We start from the raw sequence: 22,296 nt of genomic DNA on the forward strand, positions 1-22,296 counted from the left end.
TGGGAATGATGGTGGCAAACGCGGCCCGGTTGCCGTCAAACCCTTGACGCAAAGGCGGCCATCCTCGAGCCGCCCTTCATCGCCACACCACTCATCGCTCACATGGAGGAGTGGAAAGGCTTGGCCAATTTAGCCGCCGGTTCCGGTTTTGACCAGAGCCAAACCGGAACCGGCGGCGAAACTCAGACTTTCGCGTTCGAGACAGTCGCCTCGATATGATCCACCAGCGCATCCGGCAGCTTCAGCCGTCCGGCCAAAAGATCGAGATAGCCACGTTCGGCACGTGTCTCCGGCTCGATGGTGAGACGCGAAGCCGTATAGAGCTCGACCTTCTGCGCCTCGGTTTTCGCTTCATCGACCAAGGCATCGATATCGACGGGAGCAGCAAGCTCCTTGGCGATGAATTGCTGTGCCTCGGCGCTCAAACCCACCTGCCCCATCCGCTCGGCGATCTTCGCCTTCTCGGCCTCGTCGATGTGACCGTCCGCTCTCGCCGCAGCGATCATCGCGCGCACCAGAACCAGCGCGAATTTCTGCTCGCCTTGCGGTGCGGTAGCGGGATTGAACCTATCTCCGGCTGGCGGCGGCAGAAGCTCCGGCTCCTTGGTCACCGGCTGCTCGGGCGCCTTTCCCGTCTGGTAGTTCTGGTATGCCTTGTAGGCGAGCCCGGCAATGGCCGCGAGGCCGCCGATCTTGACCGCTGAGCCCGTGATCGAGCGTCCAGCGCCCGTTCCCAGCAGAACCGCGGCAAGCGCGCCCGTCGCCAGCGGATTGTCCTTCGCGAGTTGCGTCACCCTGCCCACACCGTCACTGACGGTGGATTGCGAACCGGGCACCTTCGAGCCCAGAAGATCATCGAGCAGTTTCTTTGGATCGAGCATCAGTGTTCCTCTTCTCACGGTTTGACCGACTGTGGGGAGTTAGGAACGCCATGAGGCCGATACAATGAGGGTTGGAAAGATTTGGCTGGCCTGACCCTAATCCCCGATATGCCGCTTCCGACCGTGCTGCTCCGCAAGCAGCACCTGCCGCTGGCGTTCCGCATAGCGCGCCCGGTCCTCATCGCTCCTTTGATGATAGCAATGCGAACAGGAGACGCCTTCCTGATAGAATTGCGAAAGGCGCTCCTGCGGCGTGATCGGGTGACGACAGGCGCGGCAAAGCTCTATCTCACCCTCCTGAAGACCGTGGCCGACCGAAACCCGCTCGTCGAAAACGAAGCATTCGCCGTTCCAGCGGCTTTCGCCAGACGGAACGTCCTCGAGATACTTAAGAATGCCGCCCTTCAGATGATAAACCTCGTCGAACCCAAGCCCCTTGACGAAGGCCGTCGCCTTTTCGCAGCGGATGCCGCCGGTGCAGAACATGGCGATTTTCTTGCCCTCGAGCTGCTCGCGGTTTTCCTCGAACCAGGTCGGGAACTCCCGGAACGTCTTGGTCTGCGGGTCGAGCGCACCACGGAACGTGCCGATCGCCACCTCATAATCGTTGCGGGTGTCGATCACCACCGTATCGGAACTGGAAATGAGACCGTTCCAGTCCTTCGGCGCGACATAGGTGCCGACGCTTTTCAGCGGATCGACCTCCGGCACCCCCATGGTGACGATCTCTTTCTTGAGCTTCACCTTCATGCGGTGAAACGGCATCTCGTCGGCATAGGAATATTTGAGTTCCAGGCCTTCGAGTTCCGGCTCCGACTCGATCCGCGCAATCAGCTGCTCGATCGCCTCGGTGCTGCCCGCCACCGTGCCGTTGATGCCTTCGGCGGCAAGTAGCAGCGTTCCCTTGATACCCTGGCGACAGCAAAACTTCGCCAGCGGCTCACGCAGCGCTTCATAGTGCGAAAGGCGCGCGAAACGGTAAAGGGCTGCTACGGTGAAAGATGCATCGGTCATGACGGATCGAACTAATCCTGGTGCGGGGCGATTTCAAGCCATGGCATCGCTGTTTGTCCAACAGACATCAGGTGAAGCGACAATAGCGGCAGGAATCCGATTTGAAGGAAGCTTGCATGTTCGAGACACAGACCATCAGAGAAATCATTGCCGCCGCCAAACAATCGGGTGTCGAGCCCGCCGCCCTTCTCGCTGTGGCGCAGGTGGAAAGCGGCGGCCGCGCCACGGCACACGTCAACAGCCGGGATGAGCCGCTGATCCGTTTTGAAGGGCACTATTTCGACCGGCGGCTCGTCGGGAAAAAGCAGGCCGAGGCGCGGCGACTGGGATTGGCCGCGCCGAAAGCCGGTGGCGTCAAGAATCCTGCGGCTCAATCCGGACGTTGGCAGCTTTTGGCACGCGCCGCACGGATCGACAAAAACGCCGCGCTCGAATCCGTTTCGTGGGGGCTCGGACAGGTCATGGGCGCACATTGGCAATGGCTTGGTTATGAAAATGTCGAGGCGCTGGTTACTGAGGCGCGCAGCTCGGCTGCAGGACAGATACGCCTTATGCTGCGCTTCATCGAGAAATCCGGCCTGGTTGGGATGCTGAATGAGCATGACTGGGCAGGTTTTGCCCGCCGCTACAATGGTCCACTCTATCGCAGATATGGTTATGACGGGAAAATGGCCGAAGCCTGGAAAAGCTACCGCGAACGCCTGCTTCTCGATAGCGAGGACATGGGGGAGCAATCCGCCCTGCTTACGACCAAGGCAACGCTGCTTCGCACAGGGGCCAAAGGCGATGCTGTCCGCGAACTGCAACAGATGCTGACTTCCTTAGGCTATCCCGCAACACCAGACGGAGATTTCGGCCCAGCGACTGCGCGTGCCGTCAGCCGGTTCCAGAATGATCATGGACTTGAGCCCGACGGCATCGCCGGTCCCATGACGTTTACTGCACTCGAACGGGCGCTTCCGCCGGCTTTTCCCGACGAACATCGATGGGACAGAGTTTTGCGGCTTCTGTCATGGGCAGCCAACATTCTGCGGCCCGGCTTCCACCCTCGAATTACCGGCCGCGCGGTGGACAAACTGATATCGCAGGACTAAATCCACGGAACATTCAAACAAGCGGAGACATCATCCATGGCCCAGAGAACCGACCTTTTGCTTCCGATCCTCAAGGGCCAGCCGGTCATTCCGGTCTTGCTGATCGACAAGGCGACAGATGCCGTTCCACTGGCGCGGGCATTGGCGGCGGGCGGACTGCCCGCCATCGAGATCACGTTGCGGACCAGTGCTGCGCTTGATGCCATCCGTGCGGTTGCCGAAGAAGTACCCGAAGCTATCGTCGGTGCCGGCACCATCCTCAACGCGCGCCATTATGAAGAAGCATCGAAAGCCGGTTCGCGCTTCATCGTCAGCCCGGGCACGACCCAGGAAATCCTCGATGCGGCGCGCGACAGCGACGTGCCGCTCCTGCCCGCCGCCATCACACCGAGCGAAATCATGGCGATGCGCGAGGAAGGCTATACACATCTGAAATTCTTCCCGGCCGAGCAGGCCGGCGGCGCGGCATTTCTCAAGGCGCTTTCCTCACCTCTCGCCGGAGCCGTCTTCTGCCCGACGGGAGGCATCGGTCTCGGCAATGCGAAAACCTATCTGTCTCTGCCCAATGTCATCTGTGTTGGCGGATCATGGGTTGCCCCGAAAGAGCTCGTCGAGGCAGGTGAGTGGGAAAAGATCACCGCGCTTGCCCTGGAGGCATCCAAGCTGTCCGCTTGAGCAAACATCGTTCTATGAAAAGGGGGGGCCGCACAGGCCCCTTTTTTTGCACAGAAAACGGCTCTCGCTTCCCTGGATTTGCCCTAATTGGTTGCCGAGAATTTGGCGATCGACAGGAATGTCACGGCATTGCCCGAGAATTTGTTGGCGTTGTCCGAGGGAAGTTCCCGCTGGAAGCCCGCGGTATAGACCGTCGTCGGCGCCGAACGCAGGGCATCACTGCGCAGGATGGGGCTCGTAACCGGCACGGCGCGTGAAACCGACGTGCTGGAGATCGCCATCTGCGGCATAGGCGCGCTCGCCGGCTGGACGATCGCTTCCGGTTCCCTGGCTTCGCCCCGATGCGGTTTGGCGCCTTTTGCCGTCGTCCGCACGCCCGTATCGATCGCATTGATCGGCTGGCCCTTGGCCGCGGCATCGAGCAGGGCCTTACGCGGCGAGGTAGCACTGGCCGGCGATACGGATGCAACCATATCGGGCGAAGTCTCCGGCTCTTCCGGTATGACAAGCGCTACCTGCTGGCTCCTCGGCGGCGGCGCGCTCTGCGGCAGCGGGAATGCGGGCGTGTCCATATTCGCTTCCACCACATCCGCGATCTCGTCGCGTTTCGGCTCTGCCGCACGGGCAAGCGCTTCGGCGTCCGCAGCGGCAACGAAAACACCTGTTTCAGGCCGCGGGTCGGGAACGACGGCGGAAGCCAGCAATACGCTCGGATCGGTATGCTCGGGCTTGTTCAACGGCACCGGCACGAAGCCATTCATTGAAGGATTTGGTACACCGGCGTCGGCAATCCTGGCGGAATTGGCATCGACGGCCGCATTGATGGCCTCCGCACTGCTGGCCGGAACGTCAACCGGCGGCGTGGGTACGTCCGCAGGTGGTGCGACCATGGCGATCGCGGACTGGGGTTTGCGCCCCGGCACGGGCACGGCAAAGGCAAGAGCCGCCTGTCCCTCGGGCGTCGCCTCGGCAAGCGACGCCGCCGGACGCGGCGCATCGAGCGGACGCGGAACCTCACGCGGCGGCAGAGCCGCAACGATTGCTGCGGGTTGGGGCTGTGGTTCTGGTTGGGGTGCCCGAGCTGGAGCCTCCGGGGCTGCGACTGGGGCCCTGGGAACGGCGCGCGAAGGCTTGGCAACAGAAGCCACCGCAACCGCTCTGCGGGATTCGCCACCGGATTCGCTTGTATCCTCTTCCTCGTCGGCGCCGCCGCCGAAGAGAGCCGCGAACAAGGTCTTGCTCTTGCGCGGCTTGGCACTCGCCACCGCGATCGACCCGCCCCTCGCCTTGCGGGCTTCATAGGCGGCAAGCGCCTGCTCGTAACCCGGCAACGGCTTACCGTCCGTTGGAACATGCAAGGTCTTGCCATTTGGGAAGACAGCCAGCAATTCCTTGCGGCTCATGCGCGGCCAGTGGCGGACATTGCCGACATCCATATGTACGAAAGGCGAACCCGATCTGGGATAATAACCGACGCCACCGGCCTGATAGCGCATGCCGATATAGCGCAGCTTCTTGAGCGGCACACCGGGGATAAAGAAATCCATCGCCTTGCCGAGTGTGTGCTGGCTCCGTTTGGCGACACCGCGCGAACGCGAACGCAACATCGAGTTGGTCGCGGGTGAACGGTAGGCGGACACGACATGAATGTAGTCACGCGCGCCACTGGCCCGATAAACCTGCCAGACAAGGTCGAACAGGCGCGGATCCATCTTGGTCGGTTCGTTGCGCCGCCAGTCGCGCAGGAAACGGTTGAGCTGCGCAAGACCGCTGGACAGATAGCGCCCGTCCTTCTTGAACGCGATCTCGGCCTTCTCCTTGGTATGGACGAAGTAGAGCTTCAGCGTCCGCGTCTCAGCCGATGCAAGCGAGGGAGCAAGGATGATCGGGGCAGCCACGGTAAGAATGACAATCCATAGCATATGCCGCGCCAGCGCCGCTGCGGAAATCACTTTGAATGCCGAAATACAGTTCATCAATTCGTGTAGCCTTGCCGTTTTTAGCAGTCCCCGAAGGCTCCGACTATCGGTTTTAATGGTTAATGGACATTTATTGAAGAACAAATACGTTTATAGAATGGCAAAAAAGGCACACCGAATCACGCGTTAATGCCATGGTAAATGGCTTATTAACAAGCTTAGTGAGCCGATTTCCGAATCGTACGGGATATATCGGAAAATTCCGCGTCGTTCTCGCCATCCGGCTTGTCCGTTTCCACGCCTCTCCCCTTATCTCCCCCGACATCTCCCACAGCATCAATGCCGTAATCCTTCAACTTGCGATAAAGGGTGGAGCGTCCTATTCCAAGGCGGCGTGCCACCTCGCTCATCTGCCCGCCATAATGGGAAATCGCGAGACGGATCATGGCTTCCTCGATTTCGGCCAGCGAGCGTACCTGCCCCTGCCCGTCAATGCCTCGCAACTGCCCGAAACGATCGGACATCATCTGGCTGTCCGGTATGGCGACATCCGGTTGCTGGACGAAATTGTCTTTCCGGTCGGGCGTCAACTGGGGCACTCTTACGTCATCGACCGGACCATCGACCCCCATCTCTTTTGCCTGTGCCTGGATCTGCGGGAAATCATCCACCGTCAGCTCCGTCCCCTCGCACAAGACGACCGCCCGGAAAACGGCATTCTCGAGTTGCCTTATATTGCCAGGCCAATCGTAGACGCCGAGCATGGCGAGCGCGGAAGGCGTAATGCTCTTGATCTGCGACCTGCCTTCCTCGGCGGCAAAACGCGCCAGAAAATAACGGACGAGCACGGGGATATCTTCGCGCCTTTTCCGCAGGGGCGGCAGGGAAATCGGAAAAACATGCAGGCGATAGAACAGATCCTCGCGAAATTGGCCGTTCTTCACCAGATCGAGCAGATTGTGATTGGTCGCCGATATCAACCGTATATCGACATTGACGGGCTTTTTCGCGCCGACGGGATCGACTTCGCCCTCCTGCACCGCGCGCAGGATCTTGACCTGGATTTCGGCCGGCAAATCGCCGACCTCGTCCAGAAACAGCGTACCCCCATCAGCCTCGACGAATTTGCCGACATGCTTTTCCGTCGCGCCGGTAAAGGATCCTTTTTCGTGGCCGAACAGGATGCTTTCCGCCAGATTATCCGGGATCGCACCGCAATTGACCGTGACGAAAGGCTTGCCGCGTCGTTCGCCGGAGCCCTGGATCGCCCGCGCCAGCATCTCCTTGCCGACGCCGGACTCGCCCTCGATGAGAATGGGTATGTTCGAGGCCGCCGCCTTCTGACCAAGTTTGATCACCCGTTCCATCGCCTCGCTGCGCGTCACGAGATCGCGGAAGGTGAGCCTGCCTTCGGCCGAGTGGCGGATACGTTTGATCTCACCTTCCAATGCCCCGAGCTTCAACGCATTGGAGACCGACACCTGCAGGCGCTCAGGCGAAACGGGTTTGACCACGAAATCGAACGCACCGAGCCGCATGGCCGTGATAACCGTGTCGAGACCGCCCTGCGCCGTCTGTACGATGACGGGAACCGACGTCCCCGTTTCGCGCATCCGTTTGAGGATGGTGAAGCCATCCATATCGGGCATAACCAGGTCGAGAATGACGAGCGAAATCTCTTTGCGGCTGCGCAACAGCGCCAGCGCAGAATGTCCGCCGTCTGCAAGAACGGTCCTATGCCCCATCCGAAGCACTGCGGCTTCCAGCAGGCGGCGCTGGACCGGATCGTCGTCAACGATAAGAATGGGACCGGTCATCGAATATGTTTTCATCTGACTTAAATCTGAACTGGATCAGGATGACGTAAGATTCTAAATAAAGGCTGCTGATCACAGTCGACATTTGAATAAAATGCGATCGGCATCCGGCAGATCGTCGAAAGTGAAGCATAATAGCATAATATGGAATGTGAATTTAAGGAATCTCTTATGAACGGCCCTCTGGATACCACCCATCGTTCCGCACCAATACAGGAGAGTGCAATCGCCGGAGGGCAGGAAGCTGGCAATCTGGATGGCCTGCCGGAGTGGAACCTGAGCGATCTCTACCCTTCCATCGATGCTCCCGAGCTTGCCGCGGATATGGAAAAGGCAGCGCGCGACGCCGTCGCCTTCGAGGACCGCTGGAAAGGCAAGCTGGCGGAAGAGGCGGCCAAGCCGAATGGCGGCGATCTCGCCAGCGCGATCATTGCATGTGAAAGGCTGGAAGAACTGATGGGCCGCATCTTCTCCTATGCCGGCCTCCTCTATGCCGGCGACACGTCGGATCCCAAGCGCGCCAAGTTTTATGGCGACGTGCAGGAGAAGCTGACGGACACCAGCACCCATCTGATCTTTTTCGGTCTCGAGCTCAACCATATCGACGATGAGGTGATCGAGGCGGCGATGAATGCCAATCCGGCAATAGGGCATTACCGGCCCTGGCTCGCCGATCTGCGCATGGACAAGCCCTATCAGCTCGAAGATCGCATCGAGCAGCTCTTCGCCGAAAAATCGGTGACCGGTCGCGGAGCATGGAACCGCCTGTTCGACGAGACGGTGACGGCGCTGCGCTTCACCGTCGATGGCGAGCAATTGCCGCTCGAACCGACGCTCAACCTGTTGCAGGACGCGAACCGCGCCGTCCGCAAGAAGGCCTCCGACGCGCTGGCCGAAACCTTCAAGGCGAACTTGAGGACCTTTACGCTCATCACCAACACGCTGGCCAAGGATAAGGAGATTTCCGACCGTTGGCGCGGCTTCAAGGATATCGCCGATTCCCGCCATCTCGCCAACCGGGTCGAGCCCGAGGTGGTCGATGCGCTGGCGAAGGCCGTGCAGGATGCCTATCCCCGCCTGTCGCATCGCTATTACGCGATGAAGGCCAAATGGCTTGGGCTGGACGTTCTCGAAAACTGGGATCGCAACGCGCCACTTCCCGAGACGCCGCAGACGGTCATTCCCTGGAATGAGGCGAAAGAAACGGTGCTATCGGCCTATGCCGGCTTTGCCCCCGAAATGGCGGATATCGCGCGCGACTTCTTCGATCGCGACTGGATCGACGCGCCGACCAGGCCCGGCAAGGCGCCAGGCGCCTTCGCACATCCGACCGTCCCCTCCGTCCATCCCTATGTGCTTCTCAACTATATGGGCAAGCCGCACGACGTGATGACGCTTGCGCATGAACTGGGCCACGGCGTCCATCAGGTGCTGGCGGCGCGGCAGGGTGTGCTCATGGCCTCGACGCCGCTGACGCTCGCCGAAACCGCCTCGGTGTTCGGCGAGATGCTGACCTTCCGCTCCCTGCTGGAACGCACGACCGACAAGCGCGAGCGAAAGGCCATGCTGGCGCAGAAGGCCGAGGACATGATCAACACGGTCGTGCGCCAGATCGCCTTCTATCAATTCGAGCGGCGGGTTCATACCGAAAGGCGCAACGGCGAACTCACTGCCGAGCGCCTCGGCGAAATCTGGCTCGAAGTGCAGAAGGAAAGCCTCGGACCGGCTGTCCGGCTCAATCCGGGATATGAGACCTTCTGGAGTGATATTCCGCATTTCATCCACTCGCCATTCTACGTATATGCCTACGCCTTCGGCGATTGTCTGGTGAATTCGCTCTATGCCGTCTACCAGAATGCCGAAAAAGGCTTTCAGGAAAAATATTTCGATCTTCTCAAGGCTGGCGGCACCAAGCACCACAAGGAACTTCTGGCACCCTTCGGGCTCGATGCCTCGGATCCCGGCTTCTGGCAGAAAGGCCTTTCGGTCATCGAGGGCATCATCGATGAGCTGGAAGCGATGGAAGATTGATAGGTGCTTGTGCCTGAACGCACCCCCCTCTGTCCTGCCGGACATCTCCCCCTCAAGGGGGGAGATTACGCCTTCATACACGCTCGGTACCAATCGCAGGCCTTGAAGGGTGAGAGGCTCAGTCCGCATCAGCCAATCTCCCCCCTTGAGGGGGAGATGCCCGGCAGGGCAGAGGGGGGTGTATCCAAAAACCACACCCTCGACCCCGCCTCCCCCTTCATTCTCTTCCGGGACGACAAGGCGCAACGCGAGATCCTCTTCGCCGAACCATCGCAAATCATCCTCGCCGAACACCCCGCTGATTTCGAAGATGCCTTCGCAGCCGTTCAGTCCGCCCATGACCGGGGCAAATGGCTGGCCGGCTATCTCTCCTATGAAGCTGGATTCCTGCTCGAACCCAAGCTTAAACCGCTCCTGCCCGCGAACCGCCGCGTGCCGCTTCTCTGTTTCGGCGTGTTCGACGGCCCGTCGGACTTTTTTCTGCCTGACCGCATTCGACTTCCACAGGACGAGCCCATTCTCAAAGCCCCCCGCGCCGCCTGGAACTTCGAGGAATATGAAAAACGCTTCTCGCGATTGCACCGCCATCTACGCGAGGGCGATTGCTATCAGGGTAATCTGACCTTTCCCGTCCATACCCGCTGGTCTGGCGACCCGCTCGCCGCCTTCGATGCGCTGACCTCGCGCCAACCTGTGAAATACGGCGCACTCGCAAAACTGGGCGGTCCCATCATCCTGTCGCGCTCGCCCGAACTGTTCTTCGATGTGGATGCCGACGGCTGGATCGAGACCCATCCGATGAAGGGCACGACACCACGTGGGCTAACCCCGGAAGAGGATGACCGTCTCAGGGATTTCCTGATCAACGATCCGAAAAGCCAGGCGGAAAACCGCATGATCGTCGATCTCCTGCGCAATGACATATCGCTGATCAGCAAACCTGAAACCCTCGACGTGCCGGAACTCTTCAAGGTCGAGCGCTATCCCACGGTGCATCAGATGATCAGCCGTGTCCGCGCCCACCTCAATCCCGGCCTCGCGCTCAGGGAGATTTTTGCGGCGCTGTTTCCCTGCGGTTCGATCACGGGCGCACCGAAGATCCGTGCCATGGAAATCCTGCGCACGCTTGAAGGTGTGCCGCGCGATATCTATTGCGGCTCCATCGGCTGGATAGCGCCGCAGGGCCGGATGCGTTTCAACGTCGCCATCCGAACCATCTCGCTTTATCCGGACGGCCATGCCACTTTCAACATCGGCGGCGGTATCGTTTTTGATTCCACCGCAGAGGCGGAGTATGAGGAATGTCTTCTGAAAGCCCGGTTCGCGACGGGGATGGTCCCGCTTACGAACTGATCGAAACACTGCGCTGGGAGCCTCTGTCCGGTTTTCTGCGGCTGGAGCTCCATCTGGCCCGGCTTGCACGCTCCGCTCTCGTTCTGGACTTCCCGCTGGATGAAGCGCTCGTCCGCACGAAGCTCGATGAAATAGCGAATGGCGGCACGGCCTTGCGCGTTCGGCTGACGCTGGATCCCGAGGGCGTCATCGATGTGGCGACACAGCCCTTTATCCCGCTTCCGCAAGATACGGTTTGGCGGCTCGCCATCGCCCACACACATCTCGACCGCGATGATCCGCTCATACGGCACAAGACGACGCGGCGGCAGGTCTATGATGCCGCACGGGCCGAATTCGCCCGCGACGAGGTCGATGAGGTGATCCTGCTCAATGGCGAAGGCCAGGTCTGCGAGGGAACGATCACATCGATCTTCGTAGATCAGGGCGGCGCTTTCTGCGCCACCCCGGCGCTTCGCTGCGGGCTTCTGCCCGGCGTCTTGCGCGAGGAACTGCTCGCCGACGGCGTTGTCTCGGAAACGGACCTGACGGTCGATGACCTGCGAAAGGCCGGGAATATCCTGGTCGGCAATTCGCTGCGCGGGCTTGTCCGGGCGCGGCTGCTCTGAGACATCACTTTGAAATAATGCACAGTTTTACTCCTCAACCATTTCCGGTTTAAGGAGGTATTATGCGGTAACGCTTTATTGTGACAGAAATCTATGGTTTAGCCGGGATGGGTTATTGACCGCACCCAACGAGGAACAAACCGCACCGAACATCGAACCCTGATTGGAGATACAGGAAATGGCGAAAGCGAACTGGCCGATTTACGGCGAAATTACCGGCCCCATAGTTATGATCGGCTTCGGGTCGATCGGGCGCGGTACCCTGCCGCTGATCGAACGCCACTTCAAATTCGACAAGTCGCGCATGGTCGTCGTCGACCCCAGCGACGCCAACAAGAAAATTCTCGATCAGAAGGGCATCCGCTTCGTTCAGGAGGCGATCACCCCTGATAATTACCAATCCGTTCTTCAGCCGCTGCTCAGCGAAGGCGACGGACAGGCATTTTGCGTCAATCTTTCCGTTGACACCTCATCCGTCGATATCATGCGCTTCTGCCGCCAGGTGGATGCGCTTTATATCGACACCGTGGTCGAGCCATGGCCCGGCTTCTATTTCGACGAAAAGACGGATAACGCCGCCCGCACCAATTATGCCTTGCGTGCGACGGCCCGCGCCGAGAAGAAAAGAAGTCCCGGTGGCACCACCGCCGTCTCCTGCTGCGGGGCCAATCCGGGCATGGTTTCCTGGTTCGTCAAGAAGGCGCTTGTCGATCTGGCCCAGGAACTGGAGCTCGATTTCGCCGAACCCAAATTCGGCGACCGCGACGGTTGGGCCAAGCTGATGAAGAAAGTCGGCGTGAAGGGCATCCATATCGCCGAGCGCGATACGCAGAGCGCCAAGAAGCCGAAGCCGCTCGACGTTTTCTGGAACACATGGTCCGTCGAAGGCTTCATTTCGGAAGGTTTGCAGCCGGCTGAACTTGGCTGGGGCACGCATGAGAAATGGATGCCCAAAAACGCTCGCGAGCAGAAGAAGGGTCACAAGGCGGCCATCTTCCTCGAACAGCCTGGTGCCAATACCCGCGTACGCAGCTGGTGCCCGACGCCCGGCCCGCAATATGGTTTCCTCGTCACCCACAATGAATCCATCTCGATAGCGGAATTCTTCACCGTCAGGGACAAGAAGGACAAGGTCACCTACCGCCCGACCTGCCATTATGCCTATCATCCATCGAACGACGCCGTTCTTTCACTCAACGAGATGTTTGGCGCAGCCGGCAAGCCGCAGCCGGTCCAGCACGTTCTCGAAGAAAACGAACTGGCCAACGGCATCGACGAATTGGGCGTCCTGCTCTACGGCCACAAGAAGAATGCCTATTGGTACGGCTCGCAGCTTTCCCTGGTGGAAGCGCGCAAGCTCGCGCCCTACCAGAACGCGACCGGGCTGCAGGTGTCCTCTGCCGTGCTGGCAGGCATGGTCTGGGCGCTGGAAAATCCGAAGGCCGGCATCGTCGAGACCGACGAGATGGATTACCGCCGCTGCCTCGAGGTACAGCTCCCCTATCTCGGTCCGGTGAAGGGCTATTACACCGACTGGACACCGCTCGCCGGACGTCCGGGCTTCTTCAAGGAAGATATCGACGTCAAGGATCCCTGGCAGTTCCGTAACATTCTGGTGCGCTAGCACATCGGATGAAACCGGAACTGATTTCCCCCGGAGAAGCAGATTGCTTTCCCCTCCAACGGCGCCTTCGGGCGCCGTTTTCATGTGCGGCATAAACGCAACACCTCCCCTCTTCTTCCCCAATGTGGGGCTTGTTTTCACAAAGTTTTGGATACATCACAAAGGAAGCCGAAATTGAACGGGAGACCAAAGACATGAAACGCTTCGGACCAGCGGCAACACTTGCAGTGGTTTCCATGGCGCTTGCGGCCTGCCAATCCGCAGGGCCCCTGGGTGGCAATGTTCCAGTCGTTTCGCGGGGCGGCGGCGGCATCGAAGGCAATTGGGTCGATGCCAACGGCATCACCTCCAGCTTCAATTCCGGTGTATTCGTGACCCGGACGACCGATACGAACGAGAAGCTCGCGGAAGGCAATTACCGCTATGAATCGCCGCAGCTCGTCGCCATCGACCTGCGTTCCCTGGTTCGGGGCACCACCTCGCGCGTCAATTGCGCCGTGGTCTCGCCTTCCCAGCTCAATTGCACCTCGTCCGCTGGATCGCAGTTCACGCTCACGCGCAGAGCTGCCGGATAGGTTTTCAGACGATTACTTGGCTGATCGCGCCGCATTCATTCCCTGCCGCATGATGATGGAAAGCCGTGTTCGTCGAGACGGCTTTCCATCTTGCTTATCGGCCTGCAAGGTGTGACCATTTCATTCTTCGAATGGGCAGGCAGCAGGGAGACAAGCCACGATGTCCAGATTCTTCACCCGTGCATTTCTTTGTTCTTCGATTCTCGCATTCTCAGCGGGAACGGCCTTCGCCGACTACACGCTGAACATCCTGCACATCAACGACTTCCATTCGCGTATCGAGCCGATCAACAAATATGATTCCACCTGTTCCGCCGAGGAGCAGCAGAATAACGAATGCTTCGGCGGTGTGGCGCGGGTCAAGGCGGCCATCGACCGGGAACGCGGCAGGATTGCGCAAAACGGCGGCAATGTTCTCGTGGTCGATGCAGGCGACCAGTTCCAAGGCTCGCTTTTCTATACCACCTACAAGGGCGAAGACACGGCGGAATTCATGAACGGCATCGGTTTCGATGCGATGGTGCTGGGCAATCATGAATTCGACGACGGCCCCCAGGGATTGGCTGCCTTTCTGGATAAAGTGAAATTCCCGGTGATTTCCGGCAATGTCACCGCCGATGCGAAATCGCCGGTCGCCGGAAAATACAAGCCCTACATCGTCAAGGAGATCGGCGGCCAGAAGATCGGCATCGTCTCCGTTCTGGCGACCGACACGCAGGAAACCTCCTCGCCCGGTCCCGATATCCATTTCGAGGACGAGATCGCCTATCTCAAGGGCGCGGTCGCCGATCTGCAGAAGCAGGGTATCAACAAGATCATCGCCGTCACCCATGTCGGCTATCTCCGTGACAAGGCGATTGCGGCGGCTGTCGACGGTATCGACGTGATCGTCGGCGGGCACAGCCATACGCTTCTGTCCAACACAGATTCCAAAGCTCAAGGCCCCTATCCCACGCTCGTCAGGAATCCGGCTGGCAAGGACGTGCCGATCGTCACCGCCTATGCCTATTCCAAATATCTCGGCGATCTCACCGTCACCTTCGACGATGCCGGAAATGTCGTCTCGGCCAAGGGCGATCCCATTCTTCTCGGTTCCACCATCACGCCGGACGCAGCCTTCGCGGCCCGTGTGGCGGAATTGGCCAAGCCGCTTGAGGAACTGAAGAACAGGGTCGTTGCCCGGACGGAGACCCCGATCGACGGCTCGCGCGAAACCTGCCGCGCCATGGAATGCCCGATGGGCAATCTCGTCGCGGATGCGACACTCGATCGCGTCAAGGACCAGGGCATCACCATTGCCATCATGAATGGCGGCGGTCTGCGCGCCTCCATCGACCAGGGCGAGGTGACGATGGGCGAAGTGCTGACGGTGCTGCCGTTCCAGAATACGCTTTCCACCTTCCAGTTGAAGGGCGCGGATGTCGTCACCGCCCTTGAAACCGGCGTCGGTCAGGTCGAAGAAGGTGCAGGCCGTTTCCCGCAGGTGGCGGGTCTCAAATTTGCCTTCGACAGGTCCAAGCCGGCCGGCAGCCGCATTTCCGATGTGATGGTGAAGGATCCGCAGGGCGGATGGAAACCCATCGATCCAGCCGCGACCTATGGCGTCGTCTCCAACAACTACCTGCGCGGCGGCGGGGACGGCTACAAGATCTTCGCCACCAATGGCATGAATGCCTATGACTACGGGCCAGGCCTTGAAGAAGTCGTCGCCGAATATCTGGCGAAGAACCAGCCTTACAAGCCCTATACCGATGGCCGCATCCAGGCCGTCAGCATGACGGGCGGGACGGAGGCTCCAGCCGCAGAGGCGCCGACACCAGCCCAGACGGGAACCGTGGCGCCGGCCAAGCCGAGCGCACCCGCGGCAATGGAAAAACAGCCCATGGCATCACAAATGCCGGCGGCGGGTGAACCCTATATCATCAAATCAGGCGATACCTATTGGGACCTGGCGGAAAGCTTCTATGGCGAGCCGACCAAATGGCGCAAGCTGCACAATGCCCACCCGTCCTATCACCCCCGCCGCTTGCCGATCGGCGGAGAACTGACCGTTCCCGCCGAATAGGCGCTGGGCCCTATCGCGGATGTAACTGAGGCGGCGCTCGTCATCGCGCCGCCTGCGCGCTTTCGTATCATTGAAATCCTACCCCGAAACTCTATTTTTCGAGCGCGTTTGAATTACGCATTAAGCGCCGCCAAGGAGAAAAAGACCAAAATGAATGCAACGGGTAGGACGAGGGCAAAGAAGGCGGCTGCTACAGAAGCGCTGCCGGCGAACCATATTGCTCTTTCAGCACCGAAAGTCGGCGTGCTCCTGGTCAATCTCGGTACCCCCGACGGAACCGACTTCACCTCCATGCGCCGTTATCTCAGGGAATTTCTCTCCGACAAGCGTGTCATCGAATGGCCGCGCGCCATCTGGTATCCGATCCTTTACGGCATCGTCCTCAACACCCGGCCGAAAAAATCGGGCAGCAATTACGAACGCATCTGGAACAGGGAAAAGAACGAATCGCCGCTGCGCACCTTTACCCGCTCGCAGGCGGAAAAACTGTCGGAGACGCTGAAGGACCAGCCCAATGTCGTGGTTGATTGGGCCATGCGCTACGGCCAGCCCTCCATCGAAACCGTACTGACGCGCCTGCGTGAACAGGGATGCCAGCGCATTGTCATGTTCCCGCTCTATCCGCAATATTCCGCGACCACCACGGCCACGGTCAACGACAAATTCTTCGAGGCGCTGATGGAGACGCGCTTCATGCCCGCCGTGCGCACCGTCCCTTCCTATGAGGACGAACCGGCCTATATCGAAGCGCTTGCCCGCTCCATCGAGAAGCATCTGGCGACGCTCGATTTCGAACCCGAAATGGTGATCGCCTCCTATCACGGGATTCCGCAGAGCTATGCCAAACGCGGCGACCCCTACCCGTCTCACTGCCTGACCACCTCGCACCTTTTGCGCCAGCGGCTCGGCTGGGACGAAAAGAAGCTTCTTACCTGCTTCCAGTCACGCTTCGGCCCGGAAGAATGGCTCCAGCCATATACCGACAAGACCATCGAGCAACTAGCCAGAGACGGTGTCAAATCCATCGCCGTCTTCAATCCGGGTTTCGTCTCGGATTGCCTGGAAACGCTCGACGAGATCGGCAACGAGGCAGCTGAAAGCTTCCATGAACATGGCGGCGTCAATTTCAGCCATATCCCCTGCCTCAACGATTCCGAAGAAGGCATGAGCGTCATCGAAACGTTGGTGCGCCGCGAATTGCAGGGCTGGGTTTAGCTCCGCTTATATCCGCTCGCAGTGGATTTCAGTTCACCCCCCTCTGGCCGGCAGGCCAGAGGGGGGTAAGAAACGCCGGCCTGTCCGATTTGCCGGAATCGGAATGACCGCCCTCAGGCAACGCCGATGCGCAACAGATCGTGGAAATGGATCAGCCCCACAGGGCGGCTTTCCTCGGTAACGATCAGTGCGCTGATATTGTGTTCGTTGAGAAGGCTCATCGCCGCGCCGACCAGCATATGCGGCGCAACGGTCTTCGGCCCGAACGTCATGATATCGTCGACCCTCAACTCACCGAGATTGCGGTGAAGATTGCGCGCGAGATCGCCGTCGGTGACAATTCCGACAAGGTTTCCATCCGCGTCGGTGACGCCGACACAGCCGAAACGCTTGTGTGAAAGGACCTGCATTGCCACGGGCATGGACGTGCCGAGCGGCACCAGCGGCAATTCGTTGCCGCGATGCATGATATCGCGCACATGGGTCAGGCTTGCTCCCAGCGAACCGCCCGGATGGAACGTCCTGAAATCGCCGGCAGTAAAGCCGCGTGCTTCGAGCAGCGCCACGGCGAGCGCATCGCCTATGGCAAGCTGCACCAATGTCGACGTTGTCGGGGCCAGGCCATGCGGGCAGGCTTCATCCGTCCGCGGCAACAGCAGCACGATATCTGCCTCGCGCCCGAGCGTCGAATGTTCGCGCGACGTCAGCGCAATCAACGGGATGCGGAAACGCCTGGAATAGCTGACGATGCCTTTCAGCTCAGCCGTTTCTCCCGACCATGAATTGGCGAGAATGACGTCGTCGCTGCCCACCATTCCGAGGTCGCCATGATTGGCTTCGGCCGAGTGGACGAAGAAGGCGGGCGTTCCGGTGGAGGCGAGCGTGGCGGCGATCTTCGAGCCGATATGGCCGCTCTTGCCGACGCCCGTCACGATGACGCGCCCGGTGCTGCCGGCGATGCGTTCAACCGCATCGGCGAAGGGTTTGGCAAGACCGTTCTGAAGCGCTTCTTCGAGCGCGGTCAGCCCGGCCTTTTCCGTTTCGATCGTGCGCAATGCGGAATCAATTGCCGCTTTTGCGTCCGCTTTCTTGTCTTTGACGTCCTGCATGGGCGAAAGCGTTAGCGCTTTAGCGCACATCTGTCCAATCTTTGTTGTCCGAAAACGCCGCAACCCCTCTCTATAAAGCGTTAAAGAAACCAAGCATTAACCATGTGGATTTACGTTCGGTGAACCACGTTGCAACCGGTTCCATTCCTGATCATGCATAAAGCCGCCTCGCCTCCCGGCAACCAGCCGCGTATAGTTGCCAAGCGCAGGCTTGCCGGGCTGCTGCTGGCCGGCGTTGCCGTCGGCGTATCGGGTTTTCCGGCCCAGGCGCAGGAAGCCGGTCTTCGCGGCTCCGTGCCGGAAGATGTCCTCGGCACGTCCGCGGCGACGCCTCTGTCGGCGCAATCGAGGCAACAAAGACGGCCAAACGCCACGACAACCACACGCTCGACTTCACCCGCCTATGAGCCGGCGAGCCCCGGCGCACTTTCGGAAGACGATTCCGGCGCGGATACCGATGCCGGCGATGCAATGGTGGACAACGGAGAAAATCCGGATGATGCGACGCTGGCGGGCCGGCCTATCGAGCCCGCCGGCCTGCCGTCTCCCCCCGCTTCCAGTCAAAGCACGACCGCCAGCGCTGCAGCTGAGACGGATGACAATCAACTGGCTCCCGTCGACTATCTGCGCACCGGTACGGTGGACGGCGAAGAACAAAACGGCACCGGCCGCGCAATACCCGAAAACGAGAGGCAGTCGACGATCGAGAACCGACCGCCCCCGAGGGTGGAACAGGACCCTTTCGCACCCATCGGCTTGCGCCTGGGATCATTCCTCCTGCGTCCGACCATTGAACAGGGCATCCGTGCCACCAGCAATGCCGACAACAGCTCCACCGGATCAAGCGCTGTGCTTTCCGAAACCACACTGCGGCTCAACGCCCAGTCGGACTGGTCGCGCCATCAGGCCACCCTCGATGCTTCCGGCACCCTTGCCAGAACGATTTCCGGTCAGGACGTATCCGAGCCGCGTCTCGACATCGAAGGCGGCCTAAGGCTGGATCTCGGTGATCAAACGACGCTTAACACCAGCGCCGGATACCATCTTCGTCGCGAAAGCGCCTCCAATCCGTCTGGCGTGGTCGGCGCGTTGAAACGTCCGATCGTGCAGACGCTCAACGGCAGTCTCGGCTTGGAACGTGAAATCGGACTTCTCTTCGGCGGTGTAACGGGCCGTGTCGAGCGCTCGGTCTATGGTGACGCGGAGCTTTCGTCCGGTGGCGAAGTCAGCCAGAAGGACCGCGACAACACCTTTGCAAGCGTCACCCTGCGCGGCGGCTATCAACTCTCCGCCGCAATAAAGCCATTCGCCGAAATCGAAGTCGGCAAACGCGTCTATGATGAAAAGCGGGACAGCAATGGCTATGAGCGCGGCGCCACACGGCTTGGCGCACGCGCCGGCGCGATGCTCGATATGGGCGAAAAGCTCAATGGCGAACTTTCGCTCGGCTATCTGCGCGAAAACATCGAGGATGAGCGCCTCGGCGATATCAGCGGCCTATCGGTCAATGCCGCCATGAATTGGTCGCCCGAACGTGGCACCGATGTCAGGCTGGCGGCGCAGACGATCGTCGAAGGCGCGACCGCGCCTGGCGAAAGCGGCTCCGTCCTCTATCTCGCCAATCTCGATCTCAAGCGTCTGATCCGCGCCGACCTCACCCTGGATGCCGGACTGGATCTCACCGTTCGCGACAATCGCGATGGGTCGGGCCTTGACTACGGCCTTGGCGCGGAACTCGGTGCCACCTATTGGTTCAACCGCTTTGTCGGCGTCAATGGCAGCCTGCGCCATGAGTTCCTGAAAAGCGATATCGCCTCGCGTGAGTACACGTCCAACAGCGTCTATCTCGGCGTGAAGATGCAGCGCTGATCCCAGCGCTGCACTTCCAATTTCAAGCTCAATCTTCAGGCTTGATGGTTCGCAGCAATTCGCCAATCGAATATTCGACATTCGGTCGGATATCCTTGCGCCAGAGCGCAAAAGCAACATTGGCTTCGATAAAGCCCTCCTTCGAACCGCAGTCGAAGGTCCGCCCGGTATAGTGGAAGCCGTAGAAGGCCTGCTCCCTGGCCAGTTTCAGCATCCCGTCGGTCAGCTGGATCTCGTTGCCGGACCCCTTTTCCTGGCTGGCGAGAATATCGAAAATCTCAGGCTGGAGAATGTACCGTCCGTTGATGTAAAAATTCGATGGGGCAGTGCCCTTGGCCGGCTTCTCCACCATGCTGGTGACCTCGAAACCCGAACCGATCGGCTCACCGCATCCGACGATCCCGTATTTATGGGCTTCCGCCGGATCGCATTCCTGAACGGCGATGACATTGCCGCCGCTCTGTTCATAGAGTTCCACCATCTCCGCCAGACAGCCTTTCTTCGACTGCATGATCATATCGGGCAAAAGCAGCGCGAACGGTTCGTCGCCCACCAGCTCGCGCGCGCACCAGACGGCATGGCCAAGCCCCAGCGGCACCTGCTGGCGGGTGAAGCTCGTCGTCCCCGGCTCAGGCTGAATGCTCTGCAGATGCTTGAGCTGCTCATGCTTCCCGCGTTCGGCAAGCGTCGTGTAAAGCTCGACCTGCGCGTCGAAATAATCCTCGATCACCGCCTTGCTGCGGCCCGTGACGAAAATCAGATGCTCGATTCCCGCCTCGCGCGCCTCGTCCACGACATATTGGATGACCGGTTTGTCGACGACGGGAAGCATTTCCTTGGGTATGGATTTGGTGGCAGGCAGAAAGCGGGTTCCGAGACCTGCCACGGGGAAGACGGCCTTGCGGATCTTTTTCTTTGAACTCATTCCTCTTTCGAACTCCATTATCCATGAGAGGTTGATGACGAAGGCCCAACCTGTTGTCGATCGTGGCAGTATAACGATGAACATCGGAAAAAATGCCTAACGCGACACCAGCACCGATCACGTTGCATATCGGCATAAAATGCCGGTTGAATCAGACAGGCAGGCCTCTATTGGCGAACTGCAAGCGCATGGTAAACTAAATGCTAACCCCAGGACGGTACATTCCAGTTTGCAGAAGAGATGTGCAAGTCTTCAAGGAGAAAAGCATGGGAACGCGCTCAGCTTCGATCGGGTGGATCGGGAAAATGATTGCGAAAACAGCAGTCGCCGCGACATTATTGTTTACCCTGGCGACAGGCAACGCATTCGCCGATGCGAAGTTCCAGCGCTGGATCGCGGATTTCCGCTCGGTCGCGCTCAAAAGCGGCGTTTCATCCGCGACCTATGCCAAGGCATTCGCCGGCATTACCGCGCCCGATCCTGAAGTGCTGCAGAAGGCACGCTATCAGCCTGAATTCACCGCGCCCGTCTGGGATTATATCGACAATCGCGTCAACGAGAACTCGATTGCCGCCGGACAGGCCATGGCGCGCAAATGGGGTCCATGGCTTTCGCGCATCGAAAAAAGCTTCGGCGTCGATCGCAGCGTGCTTCTCGCCATCTGGTCGATGGAATCCAATTATGGCGAAATCCTCAAGCGCGATGATGTCATGCGCGATGCGATCCGCTCGCTGGCGACGCTTGCCTATGGCGACAAGCGGCGCGCCAAATATGCCCGCACGCAGCTCATCGCCGCGATGAAAATTCTCCAGACCGGCGATATCGATCGCAGCCATTTGACCGGTTCCTGGGCCGGTGCGCTGGGCCACACACAGTTCATCCCGACCAGCTACCAGGCCTATGCGGTCGATATGGATGGAAACGGCAAGCGCGACATCTGGACATCCATACCCGATGCGCTGGCGACAGCGGCCAATCTCCTGAAGCGGAATGGCTGGCGGTCGGGCGAGACCTGGGGCTACGAGGTCGTCCTGCCCGCCGGACGCAAATTCCCCGCCGGTTCGCTCAGCCTGGCCAAATGGCAGAAATTGGGCGTGGTTCGTCCCAATGGAAAGCCGTTTGCACGCCCTTCGGAGAAGGCGACACTGAAGGTGCCCGATGGGCGCGGTGGCCCGGCCTTCCTGATGATCAAGAATTTCTTTGTCCTCAAGCGCTATAACAATGCCGATAAATATGCGCTTGGGGTGGGGCTCCTGGCTGACCGGATCGCCGGATATAAGGGCCTCGTGCAGGACTGGAACCGTCCTTTCACGCCCATCACCATGAAAGAGCGCGAGGAGTTGCAGCACCATCTCCAGGCGCTCGGCTATTATGATGGGAATATCGACGGCAAGATCGGCTCCGGCTCACGCGCGGCCATCGAGGCTTTCCAGAAACGCAACGGCCTGTCGACGGATGGACATCCGAGCAAAGAAGTGCTTTCGGTCTTGCGCCGCCGCTGACCTGCTGACTGGCCGATTTT

At 59.7% G+C, this 22,296-nt stretch carries 17 protein-coding genes and 1 pseudogene; 12 read left to right on the forward strand and 6 right to left on the reverse strand.

Going from position 1 to position 22,296, the window contains the following annotated elements; translation table 11 throughout:
- Positions 1–182 precede the first annotated feature (182 nt).
- Positions 183–881 carry a tellurite resistance TerB family protein gene (locus tag C5748_RS14915; protein ID WP_105742732.1) on the reverse strand — a complete coding sequence of 233 codons (699 nt, stop codon included), beginning with the start codon at positions 879–881 and terminating at the stop codon, positions 183–185.
- Positions 882–977: 96 nt separating this feature from the next.
- Positions 978–1,895: an oxygen-dependent tRNA uridine(34) hydroxylase TrhO gene (gene trhO / locus C5748_RS14920; RefSeq protein ID WP_105742733.1), complete on the reverse strand. Its 918-nt coding sequence runs from the start codon at positions 1,893–1,895 to the stop codon at positions 978–980.
- 116 nt (positions 1,896–2,011) lie between these two features.
- Between trhO and C5748_RS29320 the strand changes: the two are divergent.
- From C5748_RS29320 to C5748_RS14930, 3 genes and pseudogenes are all read left to right on the forward strand, one after another.
- Positions 2,012–2,599 (forward strand): annotated as a pseudogene (locus C5748_RS29320) (N-acetylmuramidase family protein); the annotation flags it as partial.
- An 18-nt stretch (positions 2,600–2,617) separates the two neighbouring features.
- Positions 2,618–2,989 (forward strand): peptidoglycan-binding domain-containing protein, encoded by a 372-nt coding sequence (locus C5748_RS29325; protein WP_342588362.1) that lies wholly within the window; start codon positions 2,618–2,620, stop codon positions 2,987–2,989.
- A 36-nt stretch (positions 2,990–3,025) separates the two neighbouring features.
- Positions 3,026–3,664, forward strand: a complete 639-nt coding sequence (locus C5748_RS14930) for a 2-dehydro-3-deoxy-phosphogluconate aldolase (RefSeq protein WP_105742735.1) — start codon at positions 3,026–3,028, stop codon at positions 3,662–3,664.
- 83 nt (positions 3,665–3,747) lie between these two features.
- Here C5748_RS14930 and C5748_RS14935 read toward each other — a convergent pair whose 3' ends face one another.
- Both C5748_RS14935 and C5748_RS14940 read right to left on the reverse strand, forming a co-directional pair.
- Positions 3,748–5,640 (reverse strand): peptidoglycan L,D-endopeptidase MepK, encoded by a 1,893-nt coding sequence (locus C5748_RS14935; protein WP_425350256.1) that lies wholly within the window; start codon positions 5,638–5,640, stop codon positions 3,748–3,750.
- Between the two features lie 161 nt (positions 5,641–5,801).
- Complete coding sequence (locus tag C5748_RS14940; protein WP_105742736.1) at positions 5,802–7,400, reverse strand: sigma-54-dependent transcriptional regulator; 1,599 nt, start codon at positions 7,398–7,400, stop codon at positions 5,802–5,804.
- A gap of 171 nt (positions 7,401–7,571) precedes the next feature.
- On the opposite strand from C5748_RS14940, the gene C5748_RS14945 reads away from it, so the two are divergent.
- From C5748_RS14945 to hemH, 7 genes are all read left to right on the forward strand, one after another.
- The gene (locus C5748_RS14945) at positions 7,572–9,431 is read left to right on the forward strand and encodes a M3 family oligoendopeptidase (RefSeq protein ID WP_105742737.1); all 1,860 of its coding nucleotides are present in this window, start codon (positions 7,572–7,574) and stop codon (positions 9,429–9,431) included.
- A gap of 156 nt (positions 9,432–9,587) precedes the next feature.
- The gene (locus tag C5748_RS14950; protein WP_105742806.1) at positions 9,588–10,784 is read left to right on the forward strand and encodes an aminodeoxychorismate synthase component I; all 1,197 of its coding nucleotides are present in this window, start codon (positions 9,588–9,590) and stop codon (positions 10,782–10,784) included.
- Positions 10,733–11,392 carry an aminotransferase class IV family protein gene (locus C5748_RS14955; RefSeq protein WP_105742738.1) on the forward strand — a complete coding sequence of 220 codons (660 nt, stop codon included), beginning with the start codon at positions 10,733–10,735 and terminating at the stop codon, positions 11,390–11,392. Before C5748_RS14950 ends, C5748_RS14955 begins: the two co-directional genes overlap by 52 nt.
- A gap of 178 nt (positions 11,393–11,570) precedes the next feature.
- Positions 11,571–13,016 (forward strand): homospermidine synthase, encoded by a 1,446-nt coding sequence (locus C5748_RS14960; protein WP_105742739.1) that lies wholly within the window; start codon positions 11,571–11,573, stop codon positions 13,014–13,016.
- A 194-nt stretch (positions 13,017–13,210) separates the two neighbouring features.
- Positions 13,211–13,591 carry an outer membrane lipoprotein Omp10 gene (gene omp10, locus C5748_RS14965; protein ID WP_105742807.1) on the forward strand — a complete coding sequence of 127 codons (381 nt, stop codon included), beginning with the start codon at positions 13,211–13,213 and terminating at the stop codon, positions 13,589–13,591.
- Positions 13,592–13,751: 160 nt separating this feature from the next.
- Positions 13,752–15,656, forward strand: a complete 1,905-nt coding sequence (locus C5748_RS14970) for a bifunctional metallophosphatase/5'-nucleotidase (RefSeq protein WP_105742740.1) — start codon at positions 13,752–13,754, stop codon at positions 15,654–15,656.
- A gap of 150 nt (positions 15,657–15,806) precedes the next feature.
- A complete protein-coding gene (gene hemH, locus C5748_RS14975; protein WP_105742741.1) occupies positions 15,807–16,871 on the forward strand; it encodes a ferrochelatase in 1,065 nt (354 codons plus the stop codon).
- A 113-nt stretch (positions 16,872–16,984) separates the two neighbouring features.
- Here hemH and C5748_RS14980 read toward each other — a convergent pair whose 3' ends face one another.
- The gene (locus tag C5748_RS14980; protein WP_105742742.1) at positions 16,985–17,980 is read right to left on the reverse strand and encodes a KpsF/GutQ family sugar-phosphate isomerase; all 996 of its coding nucleotides are present in this window, start codon (positions 17,978–17,980) and stop codon (positions 16,985–16,987) included.
- A gap of 129 nt (positions 17,981–18,109) precedes the next feature.
- Between C5748_RS14980 and C5748_RS14985 the strand changes: the two genes are divergently transcribed.
- Positions 18,110–19,849 (forward strand): outer membrane beta-barrel protein, encoded by a 1,740-nt coding sequence (locus C5748_RS14985; protein ID WP_245581809.1) that lies wholly within the window; start codon positions 18,110–18,112, stop codon positions 19,847–19,849.
- 28 nt (positions 19,850–19,877) lie between these two features.
- Here the strand turns inward: C5748_RS14985 and galU are convergent, their stop codons facing one another.
- Entirely contained in the window at positions 19,878–20,774 is an 897-nt protein-coding gene (gene galU, locus C5748_RS14990) for a UTP--glucose-1-phosphate uridylyltransferase GalU (protein WP_105742743.1), read from the reverse strand.
- A gap of 305 nt (positions 20,775–21,079) precedes the next feature.
- Between galU and C5748_RS14995 the strand changes: the two genes are divergently transcribed.
- The gene (locus C5748_RS14995; protein WP_425350257.1) at positions 21,080–22,276 is read left to right on the forward strand and encodes a lytic murein transglycosylase; all 1,197 of its coding nucleotides are present in this window, start codon (positions 21,080–21,082) and stop codon (positions 22,274–22,276) included.
- Positions 22,277–22,296 lie beyond the last annotated feature (20 nt).

The sequence above is a fragment of the Phyllobacterium phragmitis genome, from assembly GCF_002980495.1.
Classification (GTDB): Bacteria; Pseudomonadota; Alphaproteobacteria; order Rhizobiales; family Rhizobiaceae; genus Paramesorhizobium; species Paramesorhizobium phragmitis.

Bases quoted from the DNA above. Each gene is read 5' to 3' on its own strand.
- C5748_RS14915 (WP_105742732.1), bottom strand. From the start codon at position 881: ATGCTCGATCCAAAGAAACTGCTCGATGATCTTCTGGGCTCGAAGGTG.
- trhO (WP_105742733.1), bottom strand. From the start codon at position 1,895: ATGACCGATGCATCTTTCACCGTAGCAGCCCTTTACCGTTTCGCGCGC.
- C5748_RS29325 (WP_342588362.1), top strand. From the start codon at position 2,618: ATGGGGGAGCAATCCGCCCTGCTTACGACCAAGGCAACGCTGCTTCGC.
- C5748_RS14930 (WP_105742735.1), top strand. From the start codon at position 3,026: ATGGCCCAGAGAACCGACCTTTTGCTTCCGATCCTCAAGGGCCAGCCG.
- C5748_RS14935 (WP_425350256.1), bottom strand. From the start codon at position 5,640: ATGAACTGTATTTCGGCATTCAAAGTGATTTCCGCAGCGGCGCTGGCG.
- C5748_RS14940 (WP_105742736.1), bottom strand. From the start codon at position 7,400: ATGACCGGTCCCATTCTTATCGTTGACGACGATCCGGTCCAGCGCCGC.
- C5748_RS14945 (WP_105742737.1), top strand. From the start codon at position 7,572: ATGAACGGCCCTCTGGATACCACCCATCGTTCCGCACCAATACAGGAG.
- C5748_RS14950 (WP_105742806.1), top strand. From the start codon at position 9,588: ATGCCCGGCAGGGCAGAGGGGGGTGTATCCAAAAACCACACCCTCGAC.
- C5748_RS14955 (WP_105742738.1), top strand. From the start codon at position 10,733: ATGTCTTCTGAAAGCCCGGTTCGCGACGGGGATGGTCCCGCTTACGAA.
- C5748_RS14960 (WP_105742739.1), top strand. From the start codon at position 11,571: ATGGCGAAAGCGAACTGGCCGATTTACGGCGAAATTACCGGCCCCATA.
- omp10 (WP_105742807.1), top strand. From the start codon at position 13,211: ATGAAACGCTTCGGACCAGCGGCAACACTTGCAGTGGTTTCCATGGCG.
- C5748_RS14970 (WP_105742740.1), top strand. From the start codon at position 13,752: ATGTCCAGATTCTTCACCCGTGCATTTCTTTGTTCTTCGATTCTCGCA.
- hemH (WP_105742741.1), top strand. From the start codon at position 15,807: ATGAATGCAACGGGTAGGACGAGGGCAAAGAAGGCGGCTGCTACAGAA.
- C5748_RS14980 (WP_105742742.1), bottom strand. From the start codon at position 17,980: ATGCAGGACGTCAAAGACAAGAAAGCGGACGCAAAAGCGGCAATTGAT.
- galU (WP_105742743.1), bottom strand. From the start codon at position 20,774: ATGAGTTCAAAGAAAAAGATCCGCAAGGCCGTCTTCCCCGTGGCAGGT.
- C5748_RS14995 (WP_425350257.1), top strand. From the start codon at position 21,080: ATGATTGCGAAAACAGCAGTCGCCGCGACATTATTGTTTACCCTGGCG.